This is a genomic window from Robinsoniella sp. RHS (genome assembly GCF_001029355.1).
Classification (GTDB): Bacteria; Bacillota; Clostridia; order Lachnospirales; family Lachnospiraceae; genus Robinsoniella; species Robinsoniella peoriensis.
In genome coordinates, this window is the sequence record NZ_JNGB01000015.1 from 188751 (window position 1) to 212000 (window position 23250).

The 23250-nt window shown below is 38.1% G+C and carries 17 protein-coding genes; all 17 read right to left on the reverse strand.

Annotation, left to right across the window (positions count from 1 at the left end; translation table 11 throughout):
• Window positions 1-62: 62 nt before the first annotated feature.
• On the reverse strand, window positions 63-146 hold the full coding sequence (locus RHS_RS30610; protein ID WP_394910221.1) for a GNAT family N-acetyltransferase: 84 nt from the start codon (window positions 144-146) through the stop codon (window positions 63-65).
• Between the two features lie 218 nt (window positions 147-364).
• A complete protein-coding gene (locus RHS_RS08350) occupies window positions 365-1135 on the reverse strand; it encodes an ABC transporter permease (RefSeq protein WP_047832910.1) in 771 nt (256 codons plus the stop codon).
• Window positions 1128-2075 carry an ATP-binding cassette domain-containing protein gene (locus RHS_RS08355; protein ID WP_047832911.1) on the reverse strand — a complete coding sequence of 316 codons (948 nt, stop codon included), beginning with the start codon at window positions 2073-2075 and terminating at the stop codon, window positions 1128-1130. The genes RHS_RS08350 and RHS_RS08355 overlap by 8 nt, the downstream gene beginning before the upstream one ends.
• A 356-nt stretch (window positions 2076-2431) precedes the next feature.
• Window positions 2432-3010: a TetR/AcrR family transcriptional regulator gene (locus RHS_RS08360; protein ID WP_047832912.1), complete on the reverse strand. Its 579-nt coding sequence runs from the start codon at window positions 3008-3010 to the stop codon at window positions 2432-2434.
• Window positions 3011-3189: 179 nt separating this feature from the next.
• A complete protein-coding gene (locus RHS_RS08365; protein ID WP_047832913.1) occupies window positions 3190-3726 on the reverse strand; it encodes a dihydrofolate reductase family protein in 537 nt (178 codons plus the stop codon).
• Window positions 3727-3739: 13 nt separating this feature from the next.
• Window positions 3740-4111 carry an iron chaperone gene (locus tag RHS_RS08370; RefSeq protein WP_027294563.1) on the reverse strand — a complete coding sequence of 124 codons (372 nt, stop codon included), beginning with the start codon at window positions 4109-4111 and terminating at the stop codon, window positions 3740-3742.
• Window positions 4112-4603: 492 nt separating this feature from the next.
• Window positions 4604-4762 carry a hypothetical protein gene (locus RHS_RS30615; protein ID WP_156042926.1) on the reverse strand — a complete coding sequence of 53 codons (159 nt, stop codon included), beginning with the start codon at window positions 4760-4762 and terminating at the stop codon, window positions 4604-4606.
• A 149-nt stretch (window positions 4763-4911) separates the two neighbouring features.
• Entirely contained in the window at window positions 4912-5835 is a 924-nt protein-coding gene (locus RHS_RS08380) for an RNA ligase family protein (protein ID WP_047832914.1), read from the reverse strand.
• The gene (locus RHS_RS08385; RefSeq protein WP_027294566.1) at window positions 5836-6615 is read right to left on the reverse strand and encodes a Ku protein; all 780 of its coding nucleotides are present in this window, start codon (window positions 6613-6615) and stop codon (window positions 5836-5838) included. It abuts the gene before it with no gap.
• Between the two features lie 434 nt (window positions 6616-7049).
• On the reverse strand, window positions 7050-8414 hold the full coding sequence (locus RHS_RS08390; RefSeq protein WP_047832915.1) for an FAD-binding oxidoreductase: 1365 nt from the start codon (window positions 8412-8414) through the stop codon (window positions 7050-7052).
• Between the two features lie 445 nt (window positions 8415-8859).
• Window positions 8860-10464 (reverse strand): phosphoenolpyruvate carboxykinase (ATP), encoded by a 1605-nt coding sequence (pckA, locus tag RHS_RS08395; RefSeq protein ID WP_027294568.1) that lies wholly within the window; start codon window positions 10462-10464, stop codon window positions 8860-8862.
• Window positions 10465-10728: 264 nt separating this feature from the next.
• Window positions 10729-11871 (reverse strand): DUF429 domain-containing protein, encoded by a 1143-nt coding sequence (locus tag RHS_RS30620; RefSeq protein WP_052377833.1) that lies wholly within the window; start codon window positions 11869-11871, stop codon window positions 10729-10731.
• 106 nt (window positions 11872-11977) lie between these two features.
• Window positions 11978-12874 carry a GNAT family N-acetyltransferase gene (locus tag RHS_RS30625; RefSeq protein ID WP_395021813.1) on the reverse strand — a complete coding sequence of 299 codons (897 nt, stop codon included), beginning with the start codon at window positions 12872-12874 and terminating at the stop codon, window positions 11978-11980.
• 183 nt (window positions 12875-13057) lie between these two features.
• Complete coding sequence (locus RHS_RS08415; protein ID WP_047832916.1) at window positions 13058-14809, reverse strand: ATP-binding cassette domain-containing protein; 1752 nt, start codon at window positions 14807-14809, stop codon at window positions 13058-13060.
• Window positions 14810-14855: 46 nt separating this feature from the next.
• The gene (locus RHS_RS08420; RefSeq protein WP_047832917.1) at window positions 14856-18239 is read right to left on the reverse strand and encodes a UvrD-helicase domain-containing protein; all 3384 of its coding nucleotides are present in this window, start codon (window positions 18237-18239) and stop codon (window positions 14856-14858) included.
• Between the two features lie 87 nt (window positions 18240-18326).
• Window positions 18327-19172 carry a hypothetical protein gene (locus tag RHS_RS08425; protein WP_395021816.1) on the reverse strand — a complete coding sequence of 282 codons (846 nt, stop codon included), beginning with the start codon at window positions 19170-19172 and terminating at the stop codon, window positions 18327-18329.
• 68 nt (window positions 19173-19240) lie between these two features.
• A partial coding sequence (locus RHS_RS08430; RefSeq protein WP_047832919.1) for a DUF3320 domain-containing protein occupies window positions 19241-23250 on the reverse strand: 4010 nt, incomplete at its 5' end.

Sequence of the window (23250 nt, forward strand, 5' to 3'; positions counted from 1 at the left end):
CTGCCATGAACCTCTAACAGACTAATTTCCATTGGTGTATACATCAAACCATTTGTAACTTTTTACGTATCTGTATCTACGAATCCAAGTTTATGATAAACAGGAATTGCAAACGGAGAAGCATTAACTGTAATCCGGAGCCTCAAACTCTAAAAACACGCGCCAATCTAAATTTATACCATATTCCAATTCATTTCTATCCAGTTCACGAACCAATATTATAACTTCTCTCCCTGCAGCATCATGATTGTAAAAAATTTATATTTTTATTATTATACCAGATTCACAGAATGAAAAACAGATAATTTAATGAAAATCCTTAGCCACCCTCTTATCTTCCTTTCCTTACCGGATAAAACCGCCCCTACTTATTTGCTCTTTTGTGATAAATTTTCAAAGAGCAGATATAGAACACTACAAACAATCCCAGACACCAGACTATCGCTATAATAATACTATTTCCAGTATCAAAACCCAGAAGCAATCCCCTGAGGCTGTCTGCTATCGGTGTAAATGGCTGGTTCTCTGCAAAGACCTGAATGGCCGCCGGCAAAGTATCCACAGGTACAAAGCAGGAACTGACATAAGGAAGAAGCATTCCGATATAAGTAAATGCACTTACCGCCTCTAAGCTGGGACAAAAAAGTCCCCAGACAATCGCCGCCCACGTATACATCAGCGTAAAAATAAATACAACCATAAAGACCGTTAAATAATTTATAAAACCGGCATTAGACCGAAATCCGATTAACACCGCGACGCTTAAAACTACCAGTGCTGTAATGGCACATCTTAATAAAGTTGCAGCCATATGACCATTTAATACGGCTGTTTTACCAATATCCATCGTACGAAACCGATCCATAATTCCCTTAGTCATATCTTCTTTAACTGAAATGGCTGTCATGGAAGCACTGCTTGCTATTGACATTAATAAGATACCCGGCAGAATATAATCCAGATAGGAGAAGTCTCCAATATCCATCGAACCCCCTATGATAAACACAAGCATCAATAACTGCGCCAAAGGCAAAACCGCTGTCATGATTAATATTTCAACATGCCTGGTTGTATGTTTCATACTTCTTGAAACCATTGTAAACGTGTCATTTAAACTAAGTGCTATTTTATTCATGTACTATTCTCCTTTGCCCATCCACTAAATTAAGGAATACATCTTCTAATGTTGCTTTCTTCTGCGTAAATGAGGAAGAAATTACCCCATACTGTTCCATTGTTGTAAATATATTTGTTATTTGTTTCATTCCACCAGTTATTTCTATCGTCACCGTCAAGTTATCTTCATCCACCGCTGTTATATCCTCTGAAAACAATTTTTTCATCTTTTGCAAATTTTCACGATGTTTTAAAGTAAATAGAATATATTCGCTGGATGATAACTTCTTAATCTCTTCCACACTGCCATTTGCAATAATAACACCCTCATGCAAGATTGCAACCCGATCAGCAAGTTCTTCCGCCTCTTCTAAATACTGGGTGGTCAAAAAGATGGTAACTCCACTCTCTTTAAGCTTTTGAATAATGTTCCACATTGCATTTCTGCTTTGTGGGTCAAGACCGGTTGTCGGTTCATCCAAAAATATAACGGAAGGATTTCCTAATAGACTCATTGCGATATCTAACCTCCTGCGCATTCCTCCGGAGTAAGTGGAAGTCCGCTTATCTGCCGCATCTTCCAACTGGAAATCTCTTAACAATTTATCTGCCTGCATCTTATAATTTTTGATATGGCTCAACCGGGCAACCATCTCCATATTTTCCCTCCCGCTCAGTATTTCATCCACAGCTGCAAACTGTCCGGTCAGGCTGATCTTTTTTCTAACCTGCGCCCCATCCTTTTTTACATTTTGTCCGCAGACGAAAACAGTTCCGCTATCCATCTGAAGCAATGTTGCTAAGATTTTCACGGTTGTTGTTTTACCGGCTCCATTCGATCCCAGCAGACAGAAAATGGTGCCTTTCTGAACTTCAAATGTAACTCCTTTTAAAACGTCTTTTTCTCTATAAGACTTTTTTAATTCACTCACTTTTATTGCAAATTCGTAATTATCCATTCTAAATCCTCCTTATTTTTATTTGAACATCTTTGTGAAAGTAATTTTTTCTCTTCTTAATGCAAAAGGCTCACATCCGTTAAATATAATTTCTATCTATCTTCGGAATATGATCTTCTTATGTAGTTCTTTACTATCATTACTTCAAGTTCACACTCATTGAGTATTAACTCGTTGAGTAATTACTTCATCAGTATATCAAAGCTTTTAATATCTGTCAACCGGTAAAATACCATTCCTTAATTTTCCACTTTTTATCTCTAAACCCCGTCACTATAAGGATTTGTTTGCTAAATACAATAAGCCGCCTGCTCTTTTAGAACAAACGGCTTTTAAATTTATAACTATATTTAGTTTTAATGATTTCTTAACATATCAACAATCCATTCAACTTCCGGAAACGGCATTTTGCTATGTAAAGCATACTGCACCGCTATTGCCTGTAAAGTGTTGCTAAATAAATAAGTCAAAGCATAAGGGTTACCTTGTCGAATTGTGCCCATCTGCTGCCCTCTTTTAATGATTTCAGCTATTTTATCAGCATCTTGCTCCCTGGATTTCACTTTCTCATAGATATGTTTTGGAATACCTTCACTTTGTTTTAGCTGTGCTACAAGAATAAAAAATTTCGATCCCATTTCATCCTCTTTTAAGCAGCGCAATACAGATTCGGCAACTTGTTCAAAGTAAGTAATTGGATCCAGATTTTCAAGGCCTGTCCAAGTGTCACTTTTCTGCAGTGCAATATCTACCAGGGTCTCCAATAGGATTTCTTTTGTTTTGAAATAATGAAAAAGCAATCCTTCACTTATATTTATAGATTTCGATATTTCACTTGTTTTTGTGGATGCATATCCTTTTTTTATAAAAAGTTCTATAGATGCAATTAAAATCTCTTCTTCTCGTTTTGCTTTTTGTTCTGCCCGTGTTGTCATTACATTCTCCTTTCATTGAGTATTTACTCACTGTTTTATCTTGTGCTAAGTATATCAAAACTTTCTGTATCTGTCAAATCGCTATTCCTCAAGAAAAATAGGCATAAGACAAAAACATCCCCAAAGAGATGTTTTCTGATTTTTTCAGGTGCAATAACATCAAAAACAACAAAACAAATTTATCTCAATTCATAGATTACGTCTGTAATCCCATTATAACTTTGTGATTTAATTAATTTCAATTGTTTTTGTCTTTCACCTTCTGTTATTTCAAACAGACGAATTCCATTACCTAAAATTGTGGGGATAATAGAGATATGAAATTTATCAATTAAATTTTCTTGAACAAGCGGCTGAATAACTGTTGCGCCACCACAGATCCAAATATCTTTCCCTGGTTCCTCTTTTAAATTTTTTACAAGCTCACAGACACTCTCATTTACAAATTTAATATTTTCTGTATCATGAATTTCCTTATGCGTAATCACATAACTTGTCAGGTCTTTGTACATCCAATCGTCCGGAGACAATTCTGTCACTATCTGATGATAGGTCTTCCATCCTATGATCACCGTGTCAATTCCTTTGATAAACTCAAAATAGCTGACCATATCGTCCGCGGCAGGTTCTTGTCCACACAGCCAGTCGATATTTCCGTCTTTTCCTGCAATATAGCCGTCAAGGCTCATGGCAATAAATAAAATTACTTTTCGCATGTGTTCCTCCCATTTATTTTCTCCAAAAAGCTGTGCAGTCTTCTTTATCCTTTATATTGTACTGTATCATACGCTCTAACAGTGGATAATCAATTGGATCATCCCACTTGATCCGAAATATATTTTTACCATGGCTATATCCGGATTTTATTATTTCTTCCGAAAATTCATCAATTCCTCTGACTTCAGGAGAAACAGCAAAATGCTGTTTTGATATACTAAACCCGATAATAAATGTTCCATGATCCGTAAACATCGGCTGATTCCATGCGATTTTAGATTCCAGATTTGGAAATTTATGTTTCACCCAGTTCAAAACTTCCCGTATACGGTCGCGATGCCCCTCATCGCCAATGGCTTCCAGATACTCTGCAAAAGGTTCCATTTCATTCCTCCGTTCCAAATGATTTCTATCCAGTCGTTCGTATTTAATTATGTCCAGGAAATAGAAAATCATTCTGTTTATACTAGCACTTACTGCATTCCAAATTTTGAAGTAAGATTTTTCCTTAGCGTAATTACTCCAAAATTCCATTACCATATTTTACCATATTAAACCACCTGTTTGTTATGATAAAATATCAATACATTGGAGGGAACCACTATGGAAAATAAAAAAGACAATGCCTTAACTAAACCAGCCGGCAATTTAAATTTCCAGCGCAGGACTAAAATATACAGAAAACTGACAATAACACCTTTCTGGAGAATTTTTATCCTTATACTCATATTTGCTTCAATCATACGCATCCCCATAGAAACTGCATACCTGAAGGACCCGGAATATGTACTAATTGATTCTGAACATAATATAGATCAAAATGGTAATTGTATAGTACACGCTATCGTGCGAAATGTGACCTTTGAAAGGCAAATATTAAATGCTGTATCCGGCATCACTGCACGGCACCAGGTCCAGTATAATGATCTTCGTAAATACCGGACCATAATCTATATGTACCGTAATATCTTTGATTATGTGGGGGAAAAGCCTTTTAAAATATACTTCCAGTATTCTGATTCCAAGTTTATACATAAGCCCCTGCGTTAAAAGAATTAATAGTTACGTAAGCAAAGGCCGAAAACTGCATTTCTGGTCTTCGGCCACCTGTTCCTTCAAAATGTTACATTTAATAAGAGAACTCCTTGACTTGCTTACTCCACTGACCCTCTAGTTGTTGAATTTTAATCTTCCGTTACTTCTTCCGGAAATATATCATCCCGGAACCCCTTCCATACCGGCTGTCTCATAGCATCTCTTGTATTCGGCATGTATTCAATGGTACACACCTTAAACGTAACCCATATAGCGTCTTCATTTCCTTTTGGCAATATGGAAAATGGATTGTTGGATACCGGATTCAGGCTTTTTATAACCTCCGTTGTTACTCCGGAGGTAACATGTCCCTTATATAGCAGCCTGTTATTTTTAAATCTGCCCAAAATAATACTAAAGGTATTCTCTTTTTTCACTATATATCCGGTGACAATATAATCTTCATCTGCCATTCGTTTAAACTTAATCCAATCCTTTGTCCGCTTCCCCATGAAATACAGGCTGTCTGAGCGTTTAGCTACTACACCCTCCAGTTTTTTCTGGTCTGCTATATTATATAGCCCAATGCCGTTTTCCGGTATAAATCTTGAAATTGCAAATTTAGCCGTTTCTGCACCAAAAGATTTTTTTAAGTATTCTTTTCTTTCTAATAGTGGTTCTAGTGTTATTTGCCTGCCCCCATAATAGAGACAATCATAAGCGACAAAAGAAGCCGGATACCTTCTCGAAGCCAGTTCTATTTTAAACTGGTCAGAAAGCAGACTTCTCCGCTGCAGCTCGTAGAAATCGGGGACTCCGTTTTTTAAAACAACTAACTCCCCATCCAGAATACACTGATCGGTAACCAGTTTAAATATCTCTTTGAGTTCCGGAAACTTTTGTAAAAGAAGCATATTCCGCTTATTTCTTAATTCCACGCTCTTTCGATCCAGATATGCAATACAACGGCTGCCATCCAATTTTAATTCGTAAATCCAATTAGGATTATTAAAGGGATCCCGCATCTCAGATATGAGCATCGGTTCTACGCTGCGGTCATTGAAAATATCCATTTATGCCATTCCCTGCTGGTTTTGTGTAATTTCCAGACTTTTTTCCAAAGCATCCATTAAATTAATAATATTATTGCCATCAGTTCCCTGATCCGCTGTCACAATTTCCTGACCCTGTATCTTTTTCATAATAGCTTCCCGCAGTCTTGCCTGGTACTCATCATGGAATTCAGCAGCGACAAAAGGTTTCGTCATATTTTCGATTAAAAGTTTTGCCATATCCAATTCGTTTTTTTCCAATTGCATTTTCGGTATCTGTTTTGGTACCGCAGCAATTTCATCATGGTAATATAACGTTTTCACAATCATACCCTCTTTCGTTGGGTATAATACCAACAATTTTTCGTTTGTTCCCATGACTGATTTTGCAATAGCAACTTTCTTCTGGGCGAGCAATGCCTGACGCAATAACTCATAAGCTTTTTCTGCCCCTGTGTCCGGTATAGCATAATAATCTTTTTCATAATAAATCATATCAACTTCACTGATTTTGGCAAATTGTATGATATGAATCGTTTTGTCCCTCTTCGTCTTAATTTTCTCCAGGTCTTCATCCGTCATAATGACGTATTTATCCTTTTCGTATTCATAACCTTTGACAATGTCCTGAGAAGTTACCTCTTTGCCACAGTGACTGCAGTATTTTTTATATCTGATCCGAGCCTTGCTCTCTTTATCTAACTGGTTAAAATGAATGTCATTATCTATGGTTGATTTATACATTCCAATCGGTATTAAAACCAGTCCCATAGATATACTGCCCTTGTGTGCTACTGCCATAAAAACACCCCTTTTTATTTTTTAGCATTAGCAACTGTCATTATTTTTATGTATAAAAGATCTTAAATTTGGGTTTAGCTGAGGAAGGGACGCTTTGTAGATGGAGATAGTGCAACGGAAAGATGGGAGTGGGAAACTGGTATGGGCTCCGTCAGCTGGCCGCAGAACTGGTATTTTCTAACCTTTCCGAAGCGCTTTTTGGCGGCACGCGGGCATTCACCGAGAAATCCTGATGCATTTCTCGGTTCAGTACCCGCTTAGTATCCGATGGGAGCCAGTCGAATACTATCCGCCAAAAAACACTCCGGAAAGGTAAGTAAATGAACTGTACCCCTTGCCATGGTTCGCCACCTTCTCTTTCCGTACACCATCTCCAGCTACAAAGCGTCACCTTCTCAGCTAAACCCCAATTCAAGAATTTATTCGCTATAGTACTAAAGCATGTCAACTCTGTTTCTACGTGGTCTTATACTTTGTGCAAAACGAAATAGATTACACGGATCGTACTTTTTCTTAATGCGCATCAAACGTTTCGCATTTCCCCCATAGTATGCTTTCATATAATTTCCGGTACAAATATAAGGAAAATTAATATAAGAACCCATGGTCAGGGAACACAGACATCTGAAACGTGAATGGAGCCATGCTCGATTTTCCGGCTGGGCACCTGGTGCTCTCCAAATCGTTTCAATCCCAATGATATAATCTGCTTTTCTGTAGTAAAAGGCTGTGTCACAGGGATCCGTATCACGAACCTTTCCTCCAAGGGCATAAAGGGCAACCGAAGCATAGATTGATCCCCTGGCCCTTTCTTTTATCAGACGAAGGATAGACTCTATCTGTCTGTCCGAATAGCTTCCACGTGCAAAACGCCCTGCAAATTGAAATTTTTCTGATTTGGGATAAACTGACGCATCTATCTCGGTGGCCTCCAAAAAAGTGACATAACGAAATGTAGCTTTTGCCCCACATATCTTTAAGAATGGCTGTACTGACGCAGATGCTTCTTCCGGAGTCCCGTAAAAAAATCCCCTTAAAAATATTCCCATACCTTCTTTTTCGGAATTAAAGATACGGCTGTTGGGAGTAAATCGCTTTTCTTTCTTCTGTACCCACTCCTGCCAGGTCTGAAAGAAAAGAAGGGCTGTTTTCTCATTGATTTTGGAATATAGAATTTCCACATAGGTTACATTGGAATACTTAGGCAAAAGATGATATCGGAGCGAAGTAATTACGCCAAAATTCCCTCCGCCTCCACCCTTCAGCGCCCAAAAAAGATCCGGATGATCGGTTTCATTTACAACAATCAGGTTTCCCCGGGCATCCACAAGCTCGGCCTCCACAAGTAAATCACAAGTAAGCCCAAACATTCTGGACGAATGTCCCCAGCCACCGCCTTGGGTCAGACCCACTGCATTTACGGTAGGACACGTACCGCTGGGGAAAGGGTAACCATACTGGAACAAAAAATGGTAGAGCTCTCTATTATTTACACCGCTTCCAATTTGTACGGTATGGGTGTCTTCACAAATACTCTTGTCCTTGAAAAGGCTGGTGTCTATTACTAATCTCTTATTTCCAATACAAAACCCTTCATAATTATGCCCTCCTGCCCTTACACGGATGTCCATCTCATGTCTGGCGGCGTAGAGTACTGCCTCTTTTACGTCCTCAGCATTCTCACAATATACAATAGCTGAAGGATATTTTTGTATAGACCTGTTAAAAATCTGTCTTTTCTTATTATAGTCCGGACAGATAGGCAATATGATTTTACTGCATATATCTTCATTAAACATGATTCATCGAAACCTTTATATGCTGGCTGCATGCACCAGAATTTTTATATTATATGTAGATATGTTAAGATATGTGCTGTAATATAAACCTGCAGAATTTGCCCCTATAATTGACGCATCAAAAACTTATGGCTTACCATTACCGTCCAAATACCAATTATTCAAAGCTGCTGACATATGATAACCCATTTCCGGGGAACGTGTTCGCCTTCAGAGAACAGAAAAGAACTTTATCCAGCTTCAGCGTATCTGCATTAATGTTTTTTAACAGGTTCAAAGAAGAATTCCCTAGAAGAAATAGTTTTGCCTTGCCTGATCCTGGTAAGTTTTAGATGCAAAAAAGAACCGGACTACCAAACCTTGCGGTTTTGTAGTCCGATCCCTATCTTATTCACATTATATTATTACACCATCGTACTCATTAAAATAGAGAATCCGGTTAATCTTATAACTGAGGACCTGCAGAAACTAATGCTTTTCCAGCCTCATTACCTTCATATTTTGCAAAGTTCTTTACAAAACGCTGTGCCAGATCTACTGCTTTTGTCTCCCAATCGGAAGCAGTTGCATAAGTATCACGAGGATCTAAAATCTTAGGATCAACGCCTGGAAGCTCTGTAGGAATTTCAAAGTTAAAGTATGGAAGATTTTTCATTGGTGCTTTTGCAATAGAACCATCTAAAATCGCATCAATGATACCACGTGTATCACGGATAGAGATACGTTTTCCGGAACCATTCCATCCTGTATTTACAAGATATGCTTTAGCGCCGCTCATCTGCATTCTCTTAACAAGTTCCTCTGCATATTTTGTAGGATGCAGTTCCAGGAATGCCTGTCCGAAGCAAGCAGAGAAAGTAGGTGTAGGCTCTGTAATTCCACGCTCTGTACCAGCAAGTTTTGCTGTAAATCCAGACAGGAAGTAATACTGTGTCTGCTCTGGAGTTAAAACTGATACTGGAGGAAGAACACCAAATGCATCTGCTGATAAGAAGATAACATCCTTTGCAGCTGGAGCAGTTGAAACTGGACGAACAATATTTTTAATATGGTTAATCGGGTAAGATACACGAGTATTCTCAGTCACGCTCTTATCATCGAAATCAATTTTACCATCAGCGTCAACCGTAACATTCTCTAAAAGAGCGTCGCGTTTAATCGCATTGTAGATATCTGGCTCAGATTCTTTGTCAAGGTTGATAACTTTTGCGTAGCATCCGCCTTCAAAGTTAAAGATACCCTTGTCATCCCAGCCATGTTCGTCATCACCGATCAGAAGTCTTTTCGGATCTGTTGACAATGTAGTCTTACCTGTACCGGAAAGTCCGAAGAAAATTGCTGTATTTTCACCGTTCAAATCAGTATTTGCTGAGCAATGCATAGAAGCAATGCCTTTCAGTGGCAGATAGTAGTTCATCATAGAGAACATACCCTTCTTCATTTCTCCACCGTACCAAGAATTAACGATAACCTGCTCGCGGCTGGAAATGTTGAACATTACAGCAGTTTCAGAATTAAGACCTAACTCTTTATAATTATCAACTTTTGCTTTAGAAGCGTTATATACGATGAAATCTGGTTCGAAGTTTTCAAGTTCTTCAGCTGTAGGCTGGATAAACATATTTGTAACGAAATGAGCCTGCCAAGCAACCTCAACGATAAAACGAATTGCCATACGTGTATCTTCGTTAGCACCACAGAATGCGTCTACAACAAAAAGTCTTTTGTTAGAAAGAACTTCCTGAGCAAGTTTCTTTACTGTATCCCATGCTTCCTGGCTAGCCGGATGATTGTCATTCTTATATTCAGCAGAAGTCCACCATACGTTATCCTTAGAATTTTCATCCATAACTATGTACTTGTCCTGAGGTGAACGTCCTGTATAAATACCAGTCATAACATTAACTGCACCAAGTTCACTTACCTGGCCTTTTTCAAAACCCTCTAAACTTGCTTTTGTCTCTTCCTCAAATAACATATCAAAAGAAGGATTGCGAACGATTTCTGTTACACCATTAATGCCATACTGTGTTAAATCAATATTACTCATCTTAATTTACCTCACTTTCATTTTTCCGAATTTGTTTCTATCATCTCACTTTGTGAATAAAAAGTCAATAGCTTTAATTATAAAAATAATGTAAAATTTATGAATGTTTATCATGTACAGAATCTGATAGACTTTTGGGGTTGCTGTAAATAAAAAATGTATACAAAATACCTGCTGTGTCAGTAAAAATTGGCAACATAAAGTACACTTTAAATCGTTGCCAGAAGTGCTTATGTCTTTAGTTAAATTCTAAGGCATAAGTGCTCACACTTCTTTGGGAATAATCATTTGCATAAATAATCCTTTTTCGTCACGCATTGGTTTAGCCGGAATTGTTTCACCCAGACCTTGATGATTTAAATTTGCAGTTAAGGCCAGACACATTGCGTCAACAATGTCATCTGCATTGCACTTTAACTCTTTCGCTTTTTTTAGAATATCACTTATATCTGCCTCTGATATATATTTTTTTAGTATATGAACTCTTTCACACAATCCCGAAAATTGGGCTTTCTTTGTCATAACAACAGCACTGTTTAATCTTGCAAAACATACCTCGGGATGACTCTCTTTTATAATGTTCTTGTATTTTGTTTCAGAATTAAGAAAAGAATCTAATTCTCTTATTTTCGGAATAATAGCCATGGACTGTTTGGCCAGACCTTTACCTAATGCCTTCTTATTCTCTTCTGCCTGCTTCACTTCTGATTTAGCATAAACAGCCTGTCTGCTAGGCACTGCAAATATTGTTGAAGTTCTACCTGGTATTAGGGTTCTAGCTTCTGTATCAGGTCTTATATGTGAATCATTATTTGGCAGACCAATAACCATATCAACAATAAACTCATGAAATACTGGATTATCTTCCAAAATTGCTTTGATAGAATCATATTTCTCAATTGATAAGTTGCCCTTATTAATTACAGCCGCAACCCATCCACCCTTACAACCATCGACTCCAATACAAATTGAATTTAAATCAATACTTCTGTCTGCAGCAAATTCCTTCAGCAGATATTTCATTGCCACCTTCATGATGTATGAAATATTCTGTTCTCCTGCAAAACGTTCCTGATTTGTGAAATCTTCCTTTATTGAAAGCCATTCCAACGAATTTAATTCTTCTTGCAACTTCTCACTTTTTTGAATGCGCCCTACATAAAGTTCTATTAAAATATCCTGATCATAATTTGTAATGTCCATCAGATGAAATAATCTAATATCAAACTTCCCCATACCAGTCTCTTTCTGTAATTTTCTGTAAGCAGCATTCATACTGTCTTCACCAGTTTCAACTTTACCACCTACAAAACTATATATACCTTTACATGACTCCTTCATCCTTTTACAAAAAAGGACTTTTTCTTTGCTCTCATTTAGTACAACAAAATAATTATATTTTTTCATCACATCTCCTTTCATTTATCACTCTACAGCGTGTTTGAAAATTACTTTCTGGCAGCCGTGTATCACACTTTATGGGACCGCATCTTCCTGGATTGCTGCTTTTACATTACTGAACACGCTTCTTCGCCCAATAGGTTCCGTTTCCATAAGGAATAAATCCAATGGAATAATAAAATTGCTGAGAAGAGCCCACAAATATGTATTTCGCTCCTAATTCTCTGCATCGTTTTATTCCTTCATAGACAACAGCTCTGCCAAGCCCCATTTTTCTGTATTTTGGTATTGTTGCCAGCGGTTCAACAATTCCATATTCCGAATCCTGATCATACCACATACCGCAATAAGCAGCAAACTCGCTGTCTGAATCCAGTGCAATCATTTTCAGTTCCTTATTTACTTTCGGAGCATTAAATTCATCATGACCATGTTCAATTTCCTTTTCTGTCGGGGAAAATTTTTTGTCTTCTTTTTCATGGTTAAAGCCCTTAAACAATACCTCTCCATACTTGAATATATCATATTGATCGGCCATGCTGGCAATTCGAAATCCCTCAGGCAATTTATAGTCCAGAGAGCGTTCTTCAATGGGAAAATATGCATCACACTCTTTATTTGTAGTTGGAAAGTATCCGTTTCGATAAGCAATACGCTGAAATTCCAAATCAGAATCTGCAATAAATGCTTCAAATACATCATCGTTCTTTAGATTCTTTTCAGCGTAAAGAAGCATCTCTTCTTTCAGATGACTGTAGCCATCCTTTATACAAAAATGTCCGTTTCCCAGGTCCGTATCATAGAGAGCTGCCGCCACGATTTCCCCCGCCTCTTCCCAGACCCCAACCCTGGAAATTTCGGATTCATTTAAAAATCCATGCTTCATCATCCAGTCCCATCTGCCATAAGAATAATTTGGGTCTTTAATTCCGCATAAAAATGTTCTGATTTTAAAATAATCGCTCCCAAATTCTCTGATATGACAATTGTTTCGAAATATTATTTTCATAACCTTCTCCTTACACTTTACGATTTCCCCCTATATGCGTTTCATCTAAATTCTTATTATACAAAGTTACAATTCCATTTCATGGAATCGTTAGAACCCATACCTGCTGATATGACTCCCCCTCAAAATATCGTTCTTGCAAATATTCTGTAGTATGAGTTGATATTACATGTGCAATGACTTCTACTCCAATGCTCTCATTTTCTTAATAATTTCTCCTAATAATCCCATTAGATCCTTTGCCTTACTAAATTCATTTATCTGAAGCAACTGTTGAATTCTGGTTTCTGTCTCTTTCTTCTTTTGTTCCAAAAGCAGATAATCCTTGTCAAAATGATTGGCATAAATCATCTGTCTGAATTTACGGATAGACATTCTCCGTACAGTATTATTTTCTACCAATAATACATAGTCCACGCAATTGGCTACCGTGTAAAAGTCATGAGATACCATAAGGATTGCACCTTTGTACGCTGAAATCGCCTGCTCCAATGCAATCTGTGCATAAACATCCAAATGCCCCGTGGGCTCATCCAACAGAAGGAAGTTAGCCCTTCCTAATGAAATCACAGCTAATTGAAATAAGTCTTTTTCTCCACCAGATAATTCACTCACTTTTTGATCTAGAGTCTCTTCTTCAAATCCATATTTTTTCAAATAGTCCACTGCATTCTGTTTGGTTTCAACACCCTTTTCTTCAAAAATCTCAAGCAAAGTTTTTGTGTCATCATATAATGAGCCCGTAATCTGAGAAAAAATACCAATCTCAGCATGCTCACTAATCCTAATAGCTTCTTTATTATTTTCAAAGATTTCACGAAGCAGTGTTGTTTTTCCAGTTCCATTATTTCCAACAATTGCGACATGATCCTGGGGTTTCATTACAAAATTAACATGGTCTAAAAGCTGTTCATCAAATGCAACACTATAATCAGTCAATTCAAGAATGTTTTCATTTACCACTTCTCTTTCAAGTTCAAAATGAATCTCCGGATATTTGATATCTACGAAAGGAGCCTTAGTTTTTCTGGTTTTTAGCCGATCAAGCAAAGTCTGTCTTGCATGTACCGCTTTACCGAGGGATGCATTATCCATTGATGTTGCTTTTACTCTGGCCTTTTCTAAGATTTTACTTTGACGGTCTATCTCTGCCTGGTCTGCAGCAGCTGCTGCTTCCAGATCAATCTTTGTGGCAAGAAGTTCATAATTATATTCTGTATAGTTTCCTTCAAATTCTTGAAGATCCATGTTTTCCATGTGTAGTATCTTATTAAAACAATGGTTTAACAGATACCGGTTATGGGTGATAATAAGAAGGGTTCCTTTATGGGCATTAATCAGATTGCTCAAAGCATTCAGATGATCAAAATCCAAAAACACATCAGGTTCATCCATTATCAGAAGTCTTGGGCTAAGCATCATCTCTCTGATCACCTGAACCAGCTTAAATTCTCCGCCACTCAGACTACTGATTTTCTGTCCTTCTGCCTTTTGTAAATCAGCTACTTTTAGCTGCTTCTTAATATTGCTTTCGTAACAATCTCCATCAATGGCATTAAATTCATCCAGTACTTTCTGATATTCCTCAAAAATAGATTCCAGATTGACAGCAGTCTCCATTTCCTTACAGTAATCAATGATTTTCTGCTCAAGCTTCACAAACTCCTCACTGAGATACTGAAAAACAGTCAAATCTTCTTTTTGATCTAATTGCGAAAATTGGCTGACATATCCAATCCTGCCTGAACCTTTAATTTCTATTTTTCCATCGTACAGATACTCATCTGAGTTCATCAGCAAATTCAGCAGCGTACTTTTTCCTGTACCATTGGCACCAATCAATGCACAATGCTTATTATCCTCTATTGTAAATGAAACCTTTTTATATAAGTCCTTTTGTTGATACGAGTAGGACAGGTTTTGAACCTTAATCATATATACCTCCTGTAACATTTATTTTTAACACAATTTTATACAATCCTCACCGTGTGGTGGCACGGATATCTACATTTTCTATCACATTCTTTGTCTGCTGCTCTAAATACCTTTTTAATTGTTTCAGTTGCTTTAATGTCATCTTCTCATCGTAATGCATTCCATTATAGGTTGGATGCAGTACAGGATACTGGCCTTTTGTTTTTAAAATAAATTTATTATCAATCAGCCATTCAATAATTGCGTAGATCTCGTCTCTGGATGCATAGTTTATTTTCCCAAATTGTGGTACTGTATTTAGCTTATTATCCAATAGTCTTTTCGTAGTATTTCCTACGAGCACATCCGTCAGCATTGTTATGCCATAATAACGAACATTACTAACACTTTGCAGCGCACTAAGAATACAATGTACGATTTCATTCAAATCCCGTTCTCTACATAAAACGGGTTCAAATTTGCCTATCTTTATGGAAATACTATCTTCCCGGGCTTCATACACATGCAGTATTTTTTGTTTCTTTTTATTTTCTGTATCGCTTTGTGAGTTGTGCATCAGCTGGCTTTTTGTATCATCTTTTGTTTCCTGCAGCTGATCTGATTCGAGTTCATATCCCATCATATCATAAAACTTATTTTTGCTTATCACATTGTTGCAGCCAGTTCCATCCTTCTTATAGTTTGTACATCCCTGAAAGTAATCATTCGATTTAGAAGATTTTACAATAAGATAACCATCTCTGCATTGATCACATTTCAATATTGAAAGCTTTCCTGCTTTATGCTCATTCGTCATGAATCCACATAATTCCGGTTCATTTGTACAAATATATAACCTTAATCCATATGAATTTTTATATTTAAGCTGCAGCGGATATCCACATAATGGGCATGACTTTCGTCCTATCGTTTTAGGTTCCTCTTCGTTCCAATTTCCATGAATTACTACGTTTTTGTAATCTCTCTTTAACTCAACCAAAAACTCAGACGGATTCTGTTCCGGTGCAATAAAGTAAACACGATTTTTTGTTCTTGTCATTGCAACATAAAAAAGTCTGCGTTCCTCAGCATAATCAATGGATCGATCCCCTTTTATCACAAAGGACAATACCGGATCATCCTCTATTTTTGATGGAAATCCATAAGTTTCATTTTTTCCATTTATAATAATAACCTCATCATAACCAAGACCTTTGGACGAATGCGCTGTCATAAATGTAATATCCAGCTCTGGAAACATCACACTTTTTATCTTACTGCCTCTGCTCGTGTATTCAAATAAACCTGATTTTTCTAACTGGTCACCGTCAAACCCAAATCGTCCAAGTAACAGTATGGACTCTGACTTTCGTCCTTCTTGTTTACTGTAATGCACTATTTGTTTCAATGCCACCTGGGTGGCATTGGCTGTTGCATAATTAACACCGCTTCTTCTAGTTCCATTTTTACCTTTGTATGTTCCGTCATAAGTATAGATAATTACCGGCTCACTAATTTGCTTTGGTGATTCCAGTTTTTTTGAAATTTGTTCTGTATTTTTCTGAATAAAATTACCGGCAATATCTATTACTTGCTGGGAATTACGATATGTTTTTACAATCTTCAGGAGTTTAGCATATCCCATTTTTTCCTGAAATTTTGTAAACAGGGTAATATCTGAACCACTAAATGCATAGATTGACTGCCAATCATCCCCCACTGCAATGATCTTTGCATCCGTTACTTCTGAAAGAGCCTTAGTCAGATCAAATCTCTGACGGGAGATATCCTGATATTCATCAACAATCACGTATTTAAAATCCAGTTTTTGTTTCATTTCTTGTACTTCACGTAAAATTCTTGCAGACTCATTTATCATATCCTGAAAATCAACAGCTTTATTTTTCTTTAAATATTTCTCATATTCTAAAAAGCAGTCGTTACAAATATCTAAAAATAGTCTTGTCCTCACGTTCTGGGTAGAGTGATACATTCGATTAAAATCTTCTGACGTGTATCCATTTACCTTAAAATTAGATATAAATCGACAGATAAGATTAACCAGTTTACGAACATATCTATTTTCCTCACCAGCTACGAGTATTTCCATAACTTCTTTATTAGAACGCTGCTTTAATTCAAATCCATGCTGCTCCATCCTTTCTCTTAAGTGAGTAAGTAACGGTTTACCATCTTTATATTTTGAAAATGTATAGATCAGAATCGTTCCATGCTTACGATGAAGTATTACTTTGTCATTTACTGCTTTCTTATATGCTTCTACTTCCTTATCACTGAATCTGTCATTTTTTCCATCTTCAGTAATCCCAAAATGCTCAATATATGCAACCTTTCCATCCTGCTTTATAATAAAATCGGGTGTATATGGTTTGCGCGCGTATGTAATATTATACTGATAAATAGGCTCATACTCATAATCAATATTATTCAAATACAGGAAATTGGCTATTTCAACTTCCTGGTGTGAGCGCAACACTTCATTCTGTATTGTAACTGACTTATTTGTACGAGAATCTATAACCTCCCTTTTAAAATCCTCCAAATCACTTCTCATGGTAGAATAATTTGCTTTAGCTATCTGATTAAAAAAAACATTTAAGTTATCACCTTCATATGGTGCATCAAAGTATGATGCAAAAAACATAATCAGCTTATTAACTACATTTTCATTCTGAATAATAGACCCCCTAAAATAATCCCTTATAACAAAATACAGTTTTGAATTCTCTACGATATTCAACTTTTCATCAGGTGCATTCTTATGAATAATAGCATTTCCTGTTGAATGAAACGTTGCAATAGGGCATTTTATATTCAGATCATCATTTATTTTTTCTTTTAGCTCATTAACCGCCTTATTTGTAAATGACACTACCAAAATCTGAGCCGGATCAACTTTTCTTTTTTCCACAAGATACTTTACCTTGGCTGCTACTGTTGTTGTTTTTCCTGCTCCGGCACCGGCAATAACCAAACAATAATCTTCATCTGTTAATATTACTTTGCGCTGATCATCATCTAATAATATCTTCGGATCTACTGTCTTTAAAATATTATCCAAATATTCTTTTTCTGCCAGCATCTTATTTGAAACAAATATTTCATTGTGCCGGTCAACAAAGCATTCAAAGTTCGAATATAAATCTATACTCTCTTGTACCACTTCCAAATCAACACTATACTTTTTGCAAAACAAATCAAGCATACTACTATTTTTAAGCACTATAAAGAATTCTATTACGTCTTTGTGCTTATGAATCTCGTCTTTATATTCACTCTTTGCAATATATCTATCCGCCTGAAGAATTTCATTCATATACTCACGAAGGCTCAGTAATTGCATGACATTTACATTTTGTTCTGCTGTTATATTTTGCCTTTTGACTTCGATAGTCTTTATCTTTTTAAACAAATCGCGAATAAACCCCATACGTGTACGCCTCCTCCCTATTTTTCCTCATCAATAATCTCTATGTCATCGTGATACCATGTCCACTGAAGCATCAGACCCAAATTATCAGATATACCTGACGGCAATACTGCTTTTAATGGCTTCATTCCAGCACTCACTAAACTCAGCTAAACTTATATATCTATCCATCCGATCCGGACTGATTGCTTTCATAAGAACATTATAACTTGATGCAGACAGTGGCCATCCTTCCTTATCACGTTCGCTATCCGTAAACAAAGAAAATCCCATCTGTCCAATTGTAAAAACATTGGTGATTTCATCTAGAATTTCTCCCAATTTATATTCTTCCGGTGACATAAATCTTGCACTTCCCCACATCTGTCCCATATCGTTGCTGCTTGGACTCTTTCTGAAGAAATCTATATCACAAATATTAGTAGTCTTATTTAATCTGTTGTACATAATACTGCCATCGTAAAAATCAATTGCAACATACCCCATTTTGGCTGTATCAATTAAGAAATCAATAATACTTTGAAAAATAAGTATCTTTTCATCCAAAGGTAAACTCATAATATTTCGATGAGATTCTTCATACATTCTCCCCATGCATTCTCCATCCTGCCACTCAAATATCATAGCAAATCCCTTGCCAATTTCTTCTGAACAAATATACTTAATCAGTGAGGTGTGTTTGATAGAGTCATATACAGGTACTGTTGACTTTAATCTTTCAATTGCTTTAGAAATATCCCCATCATATTCTGCAGTTTGTGCTCCTGCAAATTTGACAAATATTCTTCCTCCTTGACTCTCTATTCCAAAACAAATATTTCCTGAATCTTGGTCATCAAATACTTTAAACACTTTACCATATTTTTTTAAGAAACTAAAGTCAAATTCCTTACCCATTTTGAATTCTATTCCGTCTATCTTTTGATAGTTCACTTATCTTAACCTGATCCTTTCTGTACCTTTTTTCGTATCCATTATATACCCGGCTTTCATTTTCCACTTTACATATTTTCATTCAGCGTAAACCGGTTCTCCGCATCCTGCACAATCTCACCAGTTTTTCGCCCATATTTAAGGCCTCTTTCAACTGCAGCTATCAATGCCGCACTGCTTCTGGCATATCCCATAGTACGAATGGTTTCCCTGACAAGACTGTCCTTTTCCAAAGCCACCTTTTCTCTCAATGTCACGCATACAGCGTTCTTAAGCTCCTGCTGACATATTTCATCCCCAGATCGCTTATCCGCCAAACTGCTGTCATTGCGATACCTCCAATACCTTTCCGGGTTCTGATCCCTGCGCCAGTAGAACTTAACACCGGATTGTTTATTCATCCTTGATGAGGCCTTTTTCAGTGCCTTGTCAGTTGCTTCCAGAGTCTGTGTACTTGAACGCGAAATATTAAATGCCCTAAGAGTCTTCTTAACCAGCTTATCATAGGTAATTGGAGCCTCTGCATCGATGAGCTGCTGCAATTTCTCTGTAATTTGCTTCAGGTTTTCCTTCTTGACATAATCCATCGTAGACAGATCTGTCATCTCAACCTCTGCAGGTACATATTCCTCTAATCGATAATCCAGTTCCACTTGTTCGGCCTGCGTGATAGTGCTGGCTGCTTCATTCTTTCCGGCAGCCACTTTGACATTAGCAGCCTCGATGACAGGGTTCTTTACCACAAAACGTTCTTTCACATCAACCACTGGAATCTGCTCCGCAGCCTGCTTCTCTGTATTTTTTACTGCGTTCTCTACCGGCTCTGCTAATTCTGCATCAGAAGGAATAGCTTCCGTTTCCGCCCTGTCGCTGATTGTATCCTCCAATACATCATTATTCACTGCATCAACCGTGTATTGCTCCTGATACATCTGATATGCAGCTGCTTTCTTTTCCTCAAGAATCTGCATCAGCTTAGACAGTTCCTTATCCCGATTATCCCACCAATCCATCGTCCAGATACGATGCAGCTTCCAGCCAAGTCCGTTAAGAATACTGATCTGTGCCACTTCCCGATCCTTTGTGTTGGAAGACTGACGATAGGATTCTCCATCCAGCATGATACCAAGCAGATATTCTTTCTCATCGTATGGATTGATCACAGCAATATCCACCTTAAACTTAGAATGCCCTACCGCCTTTTGATACTTATAACCGTCATCTGTAATACGCTGGCAGATATGCTCCATGATACCCTGAGAATTTTGAACCCTGGTCTCCACATATTCTCCCTGCAGCCGTCCCTTCTGAGCAAATTCAAGGAAACCTTTCAGCGATTCAACGCCTTTGGATTTTGTGCGTTTCAGATCAATCATATCGGCAGTCATAGTTGTAAATACCACCATCTCCGTTCTTGCGCGGGATACCGCAACGTTCAGCCGCTTCCAGCCGCCATTCTTATTCAGCGGACCAAAATTCAAGGAAAGCTTACCGTCTGCATCCGGACCGAAAGTAATTGAGAACAAGATAACATCACGCTCATCTCCCTGTACATTTTCAAGATTCTTAATGAACATGGTTTCTTCACCAACATTCGCCCACTTATCAAATGCAGCATCCTTCTGATACTCTTCCTGCAGCAAATCCTCAATTAATGTCTGCTGACTGATATTAAATGTAACAACTCCAATCGTCTGATTTATCAATTCCGGCTTCTGATATCTTCTCTTTATCTCAGCAACGATCGCCCTTGCTTCCCCCTCATTCACACGCCCTTTTCCACGGTCAAAAAAACCATCTGCCTTAACCAGGCGCACCCTCTTTTCCCTGTCATTAACTGACGGGAAGGTAAGCATTGAATTCTCATAAAATTCCTGATTGCTGAAAGCGATCAGACTTTCATGTCTGCTGCGATAATGCCAGTGCAGATATGCTGAATGCATGCCAAGTGCCAGACAGTCATCCAGAATACTATCCAGATCCTCAATATCCAAATTATCTTCATCTACCGTATTCCCGGCAAAAAAGCTGGTTGGCGGCATCTGATTCGGATCCCCTACAATAACAGCATTCTTACCACGGGCCAGAACACCTACCGCCTTACAGGTAGGCAGCTGGGATGCCTCGTCAAATATTACAATATCAAACAAATCATTTTCTGCTTTCAGATACTGCGCTGCAGAAATGGGACTCATCAGCATGCATGGGCATAATCTGGTCAGAATGTGCGGAATCTGTTCAAACAACGTTCGCACAGATAAGCCTCTTCCATTGCTGCTGATTGCTCTTCTTAGTATATTGAGCTCCTTGCTAACCTCCACAGAATCATACGATGTCGGAAGCTGATGTGTCAGTTTGCAGAACATCTCATCCTTGGTCAGTTCCATAAATTCCTGATCCAGCTTCTTAAACTGGACAATCTTCTCATTAAATCCAATCCCCGTAAAGCTGTTCAATACCGGTTCTTTCTCAATCACTGCCAGAATTATAGATCTGTAGATAGACCGCAGATAAACTGTCATAACCTCTTCATGAGGCAATCCTGCTTCATAAGCCTCACATACCGGAGCCAGTCCCTGCTCGCGGCACTCAGCAGCAAACTGTCTGTATACAATCCAATCTTTAATCGAAGCGGCATTTTCAAGGATGCATGAACACATCTTAAGACGGCTTTCCATCCAATTCAATTCATCATCCGCAAACTTCAGATTAAGCAATGCCGTCGCTTCAGCCTCACCATTCTTCACTGCCTGTAAATCGCCAGGCAGGCTCTGAGCTATTTGAATACAGGGCTTCTGGATTTGAACTGAGAACTGCTCCATCACCTGCAGCTGTTTCTTCACATTTTCCTTATATCCCTGCAATGCAGCTGCAGACGGATAATCCTGCAATATTTTCTTCCACTCATACGGCAATGCAGCCTCAGCATCGGATATATCCTGCAATTCACGCTGGTAGAATGTAATATCCGTCAGATATACGGGAATCCGCTCCGTTTCTATCTGAAAGGACGCATAAGCCTGCATTTCAGAAGTTAATGCAGCAAATGCTTTCCCTTTACCAAAGAATTTTTTATTAGCCTGGTCATATTTCTCACGAAAAATGTCCATATTCATGCGCAGAAAATTCTCATTCCACTGAGCAAAGAAATCAGCTCTCTTTGCAGAAAATTCAGTTTTATGTTCCAGATACATCATTGGCTCAGAAAATTCCTGGTCAATATCATCAGCCTGCTTCAAAAATACAGGTATCTCCTCTGCTGCAATCACACTTTTGGCATAATTGCAAATATGATTCCATTGGTCTTCCGTTACCGGCGGCTCAATACCCACCAATTCTACAAAGGCCAACACATGATTCCTGAACGTTTCCAGCGCCGAAGCATAAGTACGTACAACACCTTCCAGTTCAAATTTCAGACGTTGATTATATTCAGTCTGCTGAACCGCAGCCAATGGATGGTTATGAGGGTGTCCGATCCCTTTACCGGCAGCAATCAGCCGCTCCAGGCTGTTAACCTTATGATCCAGATCACTCTCTGTAAGCGAGCTTACATAAGCATGATCAAAACGAACGCTCTTCTCCAGCTCCGGAATCATTTCATAAATATCCATCAGCTGACGCAGCGTTTTTCCAAACGGTCTCTTTACATGCAGTGCCTTTGCATAGGCATCCAGATCCCCACGCATTTTCCGAATATCCTGGATTTTCTTATCGTATTCCGTTGTAATACCCCAGACACCAATCTCCAGACCTCTTTTCAGCTGATCCAGCACGGCTTTCTTAGTCGCTTTATTGGAATGAAGCTCCAGACAAAAATCCTGAATACCAAGTGCTGCCAGTCTCTTCTGCACAACCTCAAGTGCAGCCATTTTCTCCGCCACAAAAAGAACCGTCTTCCCCTTTGTAAGCGCGTTTGCAACCATTGCTGTAATAGTCTGTGATTTTCCGGTTCCAGGTGGTCCGTGCAGCACAAAACTGACACCTGCTGCTGCCATATTAATTGCCCGCAGCTGTGAGGAATCCACTGTTATCGGCAGATATGCTTCATCCGTATCTACACCCTCGGGTATCTTGC

Coding starts and splice junctions, on each gene's coding strand:
- RHS_RS08350 (WP_047832910.1), bottom strand. CDS start 1,135: ATGAATAAAATAGCACTTAGTTTAAATGACACGTTTACAATGGTTTCA.
- RHS_RS08355 (WP_047832911.1), bottom strand. CDS start 2,075: ATGGATAATTACGAATTTGCAATAAAAGTGAGTGAATTAAAAAAGTCT.
- RHS_RS08360 (WP_047832912.1), bottom strand. CDS start 3,010: ATGACAACACGGGCAGAACAAAAAGCAAAACGAGAAGAAGAGATTTTA.
- RHS_RS08365 (WP_047832913.1), bottom strand. CDS start 3,726: ATGCGAAAAGTAATTTTATTTATTGCCATGAGCCTTGACGGCTATATT.
- RHS_RS08370 (WP_027294563.1), bottom strand. CDS start 4,111: ATGGAACCTTTTGCAGAGTATCTGGAAGCCATTGGCGATGAGGGGCAT.
- RHS_RS30615 (WP_156042926.1), bottom strand. CDS start 4,762: ATGTATAAACTTGGAATCAGAATACTGGAAGTATATTTTAAAAGGCTT.
- RHS_RS08380 (WP_047832914.1), bottom strand. CDS start 5,835: ATGGATATTTTCAATGACCGCAGCGTAGAACCGATGCTCATATCTGAG.
- RHS_RS08385 (WP_027294566.1), bottom strand. CDS start 6,615: ATGGCAGTAGCACACAAGGGCAGTATATCTATGGGACTGGTTTTAATA.
- RHS_RS08390 (WP_047832915.1), bottom strand. CDS start 8,414: ATGTTTAATGAAGATATATGCAGTAAAATCATATTGCCTATCTGTCCG.
- pckA (WP_027294568.1), bottom strand. CDS start 10,464: ATGAGTAATATTGATTTAACACAGTATGGCATTAATGGTGTAACAGAA.
- RHS_RS30620 (WP_052377833.1), bottom strand. CDS start 11,871: ATGAAAAAATATAATTATTTTGTTGTACTAAATGAGAGCAAAGAAAAA.
- RHS_RS30625 (WP_395021813.1), bottom strand. CDS start 12,874: ATGAAAATAATATTTCGAAACAATTGTCATATCAGAGAATTTGGGAGC.
- RHS_RS08415 (WP_047832916.1), bottom strand. CDS start 14,809: ATGATTAAGGTTCAAAACCTGTCCTACTCGTATCAACAAAAGGACTTA.
- RHS_RS08420 (WP_047832917.1), bottom strand. CDS start 18,239: ATGGGGTTTATTCGCGATTTGTTTAAAAAGATAAAGACTATCGAAGTC.